We start from the raw sequence: 6281 nt of genomic DNA, 5'->3' as shown, positions 1-6281 counted from the left end.
ACATTTTTGACTTAAATCATGCACAAATCTTGCGCATAAGCATGACAAGTTCATGACAGTTAACTGCAACTATAGGCTATTTTTCACAATGTAAAATAGCTTATTTTGCATAAACTGTCGCATTAAACCATGTACATGCCACCATTTACATGCAAAGTTTCACCAGTAATGTACGCTGCTTCAGGAGAAGCAAGGAAAACTACTGCTGATGCAATTTCACGTGGGTCACCTAAACGACCTGCTGGCACGTTCGACAAAGTTGCCGCACGTTGGTCATCACTTAGCGCCTTAGTCATGTCAGTTTCGATGAAACCAGGAGCAACAGTGTTCACTGTTACACCACGAGACGCAACTTCACGAGCCATTGATTTAGTAAAACCAATCACGCCCGCTTTCGCTGCTGCGTAGTTAGTTTGACCAGCATTACCCATGGTACCAACAACAGAGCCTACGTTGATGATACGACCCGCACGTTTTTTCATCATACCGCGTAAAACCGCTTTAGACATGCGGTAGATAGGCGTTAGGTTGGTATCGATGATGTCGTTCCACTCATCATCTTTCATGCGCATCAATAGGTTGTCACGAGTAATACCAGCGTTATTCACCAGAATATCGATCACACCAAATTCTTCGTTGATCGTTTTTAATGTCGCTTCGATAGACTCGACATCAGTCACGTTAAGCGCTAAGCCTTTACCGTTATCACCAAGATACTCGCTGATAGCAGCCGCACCACTTTCAGAAGTAGCAGTACCGATAACCGTAGCACCTCGCTCGACAAGAAGTTCCGCGATCGCGCGGCCAATACCACGGCTTGCGCCGGTAACTAGCGCGATCTTACCTTCTAGATTCATCATGTTGTGTTTCCTTTTCTTATCGCAAATTTATCGCTTGATGGATTACTTCGCAGCGTCTAGCGATGCGATATCATTCACTGCTGCTGCAGTTAGCGTTTTCACGATACGTTTTGTTAGACCTGTTAAAACTTTACCAGGACCAAGCTCAAGAAGATTTTCTACGCCTTGTTCGTGCATCAGTTCAACTGTTTCAGTCCAACGAACTGGGCTATGTAGCTGACGAACAAGCGCATCTTTGATTTTTGCAGGATCTGTCTCAGCAACCACATCAACGTTGTTGATAACTGGCAGCTGTGGTGAGTTAAATTCGATAGACTCAAGAGCTACAGCAAGTTTTTCCGCTGCTGGCTTCATAAGTGCACAGTGTGAAGGTACTGAAACAGGAAGAGGAAGCGCACGCTTCGCACCAGCTTCTTTACATAGCGCACCAGCTCGCTCTACTGCGTCTTTGCTACCAGCGATAACGACTTGACCAGGCGAGTTAAAGTTTACTGGAGAGACCACTTCGCCTTGCGCTGCGTCTTCACACGCTTTTGCAATCGCATCATCAGCCAAACCGATAATCGCGTACATTGCGCCAGTACCAGCTGGTACTGCTTCTTGCATAAGTTGACCACGTAATTCAACCAGCTTGATGGCTTCTTTAAAGTCAATAACACCCGCACATACAAGTGCTGAGTACTCACCTAGGCTGTGACCGGCTAGGTTTGCTGGTTGCTCTAAGCCAAGTTCCTGCCATACACGCCAGATTGCAACAGATGAAGCTAGCAAAGCTGGTTGAGTACGGAAAGTCTCGTTTAAATCTTCTGCAGGTCCATTTTGAACAAGCGCCCATAGATCGTAACCTAGTGCGTCAGATGCTTCTGCAAATGTTTGTTTTACTACGTCATATTGTTCGCCTAGTTCTGCAAGCATACCTACAGCTTGAGAACCTTGACCTGGAAATACGATAGCAAACTTGCTCATGTTGTTTTCCTTTAAGCAAAGTAAAAAGAAATAAGATGCACCAAGTGCACCTTAAATTTTGAATTCTTGTGAAACTTAGAACTTCACAAGGGCCGAGCCCCAAGTGAATCCGCCGCCAAACGCTTCAAGAAGCAGAGTTTGACCGCGTTTAATACGACCATCACGTACCGCTTCATCTAGTGCTGTTGGCACCGTCGCAGCTGATGTGTTGCCGTGTTTATCAAGTGTAATCACGACTTGGTCTAGTGACATCGAAAGTTTCTTCGCTGTCGCTGAAATAATGCGGTAGTTCGCTTGGTGCGGCACTAGCCAGTCTAGTTCAGACTTATGCATGTTGTTGGCTTCAAGCGTATCTTTTACTAGTTTCGATAGCTGAGTGACAGCGACTTTGAATACTTCGTTCCCAGCCATATGAAGCCATTTATCCGCATCTTGCCCCCGCACAGGTACAGGTAGGCTTAGAAGCTCTCCGAATTGACCATCCGAGTATATGTGGGTAGAGATAATGCCAGGCTCTTGGCTAGCGCCTACGACAACGGCTCCGGCACCATCACCAAATAGGATAATGGTTGAACGGTCTGTCGGATCACACGTTTTAGACAAAGCATCTGAACCAATCACAAGTACGTTTTTGCACATACCAGATTTGATATGTTGGTCTGCAACAGATAATGCGTACACAAAACCAGAACAAGCAGCGGCTAAGTCAAAAGCTGGACAACCTTTAATGCCAAGCTTTGCCTGCACCTGACACGCAGATGAAGGGAAAGTATGGCTACTGCTCGTTGTGGCTACGATAATCAGGTCGATATCGTTTTTATCAATACCCGCCATATCGATAGCGTTTTCAGCTGCGTAGAATGCCATGTCTGCTACAGTTTCGTTTTCTGCAGCAATTCGACGCTCTTTAATACCCGTGCGAGCAACGATCCACTCATCACTTGTATCTACCATTTTCTCTAGATCTGCGTTTGTACGCACCTGAGATGGCAGGTAGCTGCCAGTACCTAAAATTTTGCTATACATGAAGACTAATAATGCCTCTCGAGTAAAACCGCTTCCAAACGATCGCTAATACGGCTTGGTACTTGTCGTTTGACCTCGTGTACTGCCTCGCCAAGTGCATTGACAATCGCAGATACATCCGCACTTCCATGGCTTTTTATGACAATGCCGCGCAATCCTAGCAAACTTGCGCCGTTATACTGGTCGGGGTTCAGTGTTTTTAGTTCATTAAACAGCCTAGAAAACAACTTTCTAGCTATCCAACCCTTTATCGTTGATGCCATTATGCTGGTTTTAATTTTTTCGATAAAAAGTTGAGCTGTTCCCTCACTGGCTTTTAAGCATACGTTGCCGACAAATCCATCACAAACAATGACGTCAGCAACATCATGCAAAATTTGATTACCTTCAATATAACCGACAAAGTTAATCGCATCGGTCTGAGAAAGCATTTCTGCGCAACGTTTGACTAAATCGTTACCTTTAATCTCTTCTGCGCCAATATTGAGTACAGCAACGCGAGGAGGACGACCCAAGTGTTCTTCAGCTAATGCACTGCCCATTACAGCAAATTGGAACAAGCTATCAGCATCGCACGATACATTCGCCCCCAGATCTAGCATCCAAGTGCGCTTTCCGGTAATCGTCGGTAAAGCGGAAACTAAAGCAGGACGTTCAATGCCAGGAAGTAACTTAAGAATGAAACGCGATAGTGCCATTAATGCACCGGTGTTGCCACCACTAACACAAGCATCCGCTTTCTGCTCAGAAACCAAATCGATAGCCATACGCATAGAACTATTTTGGCTATTACGCAACGCCAATGAAGGTTTTTCTGAGTTCGAGATAACTTTCTCGCTGTGAAGAATAGTCAAGCGGGAACTGGTCGAGGTACCGAGTTGAGATAATTGAGACGTGATCAGAGATTGATCACCAATAAGAATCACTTTTAGCTCTGGGAAATGAGACAGTGCCTGCACGGCGGCAGGCACTGTTACGCGTGGACCGAAATCCCCGCCCATTGCATCAAGTGCAACGGTAATACTTTGCAAAGGTTCAACCTTACTTGTTGATAACCTTTTGACCACGGTAGTAACCTTCAGCAGTTACGTTGTGGCGTAGGTGAGTTTCACCAGAAGTCGCGTCTACAGATAGAGCAGCTGTAGTTAGCGCATCGTGTGAACGACGCATACCGCGCTTAGAACGAGTTTTACGGTTTTTCTGTACGGCCATTGACCCTACTCCTATACTATTGGGTTAAAAACCTGAAGAAGAATCGGCTACCACACCTATTACTTTTTCAGACTTTTCAAAACGTCGAATGGATTCGGTTTTTCTTCCTCAATTTCTTCAGGAATCTCACCAAAAACCATGTTATTTGAATCAACGCTACAATCCGCTTCATCGTGCATCGCAATTTGAGGTAATGCTAAGATGAACTCGTCTTCAACAAGTTGTATGAGGTCTAATTCACCATATTCATTTAGATCTACCAAATCATAAATTTCTGGTGCTTCCTGTTCTGTTTTCTCACCGTAGTAAGGAGTAGAAAGGAATTCAACTTCGCACTCATGTGCGAATACCTCATTACAACGCTGACACTCTAAATCGACTTCGATGTTAGCTTTACCAGAGATAACAACGAGTCGCTGTTCATCCATCCCAAATGACAATGAGACTTCTGCGTCGCGTTTTACGCCTTCAGTTGTTTCCACTAAGCGCTTGAAAAGACTAGCTTGGATGATGCCATCGTAATCCAATCGTTTCTGTGCAGCTTTAGCTGGGTCAACCGTTCGCGGTATTTTTACCTTTTGCATAGGGCGCGAATATTATCTTCCAAATCAAAATTAGTCAAAGAAAAAGGCAAAAAAGTTGTACTTTTTTACGCTTAACATACAGAGCATTAGCCAGAATCATTTTTGATCGATTATCCTATTGGAAATGCTCCCACGAATTGTAATTCAAAATGAAAAATTACCAACTGGTTTTAGCCTCAACTTCCCCTTTTCGTAAACAACTGCTTGAAAAGCTCTCACTACCATTCGTTTGTTTATCACCTGATTGCGATGAAACACCTTTTGACCAAGAAACGCCAACTGAACTTGTGCAGAGACTGGCCCAAGAGAAAGCAATATCTTGCCAGACGGATAAAGCAAGTTTAGTTATCGGCAGTGACCAAGTTTGTGTCATTAATGGTGAAATCGTTGGCAAGCCTTTAAATAGAGATAACGCGATAAATCAACTTTTGGCTCAAAGTGGAAAAGTCATCACTTTCTATACTGGTCTTGCGGTACATAACACCGTGACAAACCATACAGAAGTCGGCTTTGATTCTTTCGAGGTGCACTTTAGAGATTTAACGCTTGAACAAATCGAACGCTACGTCGACAGGGCAGAACCTTTTTACTGCGCAGGCAGCTTTAAAAGCGAAGGCATGGGAATTTGCTTGTTTACGAAATTAGTCGGTAAAGACCCGAACACACTTGTCGGACTACCATTGATTGATTTGATTGATATGTTGCATGTTCAAGGACTCGATGTCCTTTAACCCAAATACGATAAAAGGGAGCCACAGGCTCCCTTTTGCATCCGCGAGGAAAACATGGTTACGCGTTTCTTAAACCCGCCAACACTTTTTCTAGTTTCGGTTCCATCGGTGCGTTGATTTCCATCCACTCATCATTTGATGGGTGTTGGAACTTGATGTTTGCCGCGTGTAGGAACAAACGATCTAAACCAACTTGACCTGTGTAAGCGTCAAAGCGACGATCACCGTAGCGATCATCCCAAGCGATTGGGTGACCAGTGTATTGCGTATGAACTCGGATTTGGTGAGTTCGACCAGTAATCGGACTCGCCTGAATCAATGTAGCTTGTTCGAACTTTTCCAAAATCTTAAAACGCGTTTCTGACGGCTTACCATTAGGGTTAACACGAACAATACTGTTCACTTCGTTTTTGAGCAGTGGCGCGTTCACAACCTTACAACTGCTTTTCCATTGCCCCATGACAAGAGCTAAGTAAAACTTCTTTACTGTCTTTTCACGAAACTGGGCTTGCAAGTGACGAAGTGCAGAACGCTTCTTAGCAACCAGCAAAATCCCTGAAGTATCACGGTCAATACGATGCACAAGTTCAAGAAAGCGAGCTTGAGGACGCAGAGCCCTAAGCGCTTCAATCGCACCAAACTTTAAACCACTGCCACCATGCACAGCGGTGCCAGATGGTTTGTTTAGAATCAACATATGATCATCTTCGAAGATAATCATATTTTCCAACTCAGCGACTTTGTTAAGTTTCGTACTTGGTGCGACATCGTCATCTTTTTTCTCGACGGTCACCGGTGGAATACGAACGAGATCGCCTGCTTTTAACTTGTACTCTGCTTTTATACGCTTTTTATTTACGCGCACTTCGCCCTTACGCACAATTCGGTAAATCATGCTTTTA

8 protein-coding genes are annotated in these 6281 nt (G+C 44.4%); 1 reads left to right on the top strand and 7 read right to left on the bottom strand.

Annotated elements, in window-relative coordinates; all coding sequences use genetic code 11:
* Positions 1-122 precede the first annotated feature (122 nt).
* From fabG to yceD, 6 genes are all read right to left on the bottom strand, one after another.
* Positions 123-857 (bottom strand): 3-oxoacyl-ACP reductase FabG, encoded by a 735-nt coding sequence (gene fabG / locus IQR33_RS14870; RefSeq protein ID WP_025767222.1) that lies wholly within the window; start codon positions 855-857, stop codon positions 123-125.
* A gap of 45 nt (positions 858-902) precedes the next feature.
* On the bottom strand, positions 903-1826 hold the full coding sequence (fabD, locus tag IQR33_RS14865) for an ACP S-malonyltransferase (protein ID WP_005387313.1): 924 nt from the start codon (positions 1824-1826) through the stop codon (positions 903-905).
* A 75-nt stretch (positions 1827-1901) separates the two neighbouring features.
* Positions 1902-2852, bottom strand: coding sequence for a beta-ketoacyl-ACP synthase III (locus tag IQR33_RS14860; protein WP_017821385.1), 951 nt, complete (start codon positions 2850-2852; stop codon positions 1902-1904).
* Positions 2853-2857: 5 nt separating this feature from the next.
* Positions 2858-3883, bottom strand: coding sequence for a phosphate acyltransferase PlsX (gene plsX / locus IQR33_RS14855; RefSeq protein ID WP_017633846.1), 1026 nt, complete (start codon positions 3881-3883; stop codon positions 2858-2860).
* Positions 3884-3893: 10 nt separating this feature from the next.
* Positions 3894-4064 carry a 50S ribosomal protein L32 gene (rpmF, locus tag IQR33_RS14850; RefSeq protein ID WP_005396978.1) on the bottom strand — a complete coding sequence of 57 codons (171 nt, stop codon included), beginning with the start codon at positions 4062-4064 and terminating at the stop codon, positions 3894-3896.
* Positions 4065-4123: 59 nt separating this feature from the next.
* A complete protein-coding gene (gene yceD, locus IQR33_RS14845) occupies positions 4124-4648 on the bottom strand; it encodes a 23S rRNA accumulation protein YceD (protein WP_005387307.1) in 525 nt (174 codons plus the stop codon).
* 149 nt (positions 4649-4797) lie between these two features.
* On the opposite strand from yceD, the gene IQR33_RS14840 reads away from it, so the two are divergent.
* On the top strand, positions 4798-5379 hold the full coding sequence (locus tag IQR33_RS14840) for a Maf family protein (protein ID WP_193843790.1): 582 nt from the start codon (positions 4798-4800) through the stop codon (positions 5377-5379).
* A 58-nt stretch (positions 5380-5437) separates the two neighbouring features.
* On the opposite strand, the gene rluC is transcribed toward IQR33_RS14840, so the two are convergent.
* Positions 5438-6281 (bottom strand): 23S rRNA pseudouridine(955/2504/2580) synthase RluC (rluC, locus tag IQR33_RS14835; protein WP_228013905.1); only part of this gene is annotated, 844 nt, incomplete at its 5' end.

The sequence above is a fragment of the Vibrio sp. OPT46 genome, from assembly GCF_015163535.1.
Lineage (GTDB): Bacteria > Pseudomonadota > Gammaproteobacteria > Enterobacterales > Vibrionaceae > Vibrio > Vibrio alginolyticus.
This window is presented reverse-complemented; position numbering and strand designations above follow the sequence as displayed.

Bases quoted from the DNA above. Each gene is read 5' to 3' on its own strand.
- fabG (WP_025767222.1), bottom strand. From the start codon at position 857: ATGAATCTAGAAGGTAAGATCGCGCTAGTTACCGGCGCAAGCCGTGGT.
- fabD (WP_005387313.1), bottom strand. From the start codon at position 1,826: ATGAGCAAGTTTGCTATCGTATTTCCAGGTCAAGGTTCTCAAGCTGTA.
- IQR33_RS14860 (WP_017821385.1), bottom strand. From the start codon at position 2,852: ATGTATAGCAAAATTTTAGGTACTGGCAGCTACCTGCCATCTCAGGTG.
- rpmF (WP_005396978.1), bottom strand. From the start codon at position 4,064: ATGGCCGTACAGAAAAACCGTAAAACTCGTTCTAAGCGCGGTATGCGT.
- yceD (WP_005387307.1), bottom strand. From the start codon at position 4,648: ATGCAAAAGGTAAAAATACCGCGAACGGTTGACCCAGCTAAAGCTGCA.
- IQR33_RS14840 (WP_193843790.1), top strand. From the start codon at position 4,798: ATGAAAAATTACCAACTGGTTTTAGCCTCAACTTCCCCTTTTCGTAAA.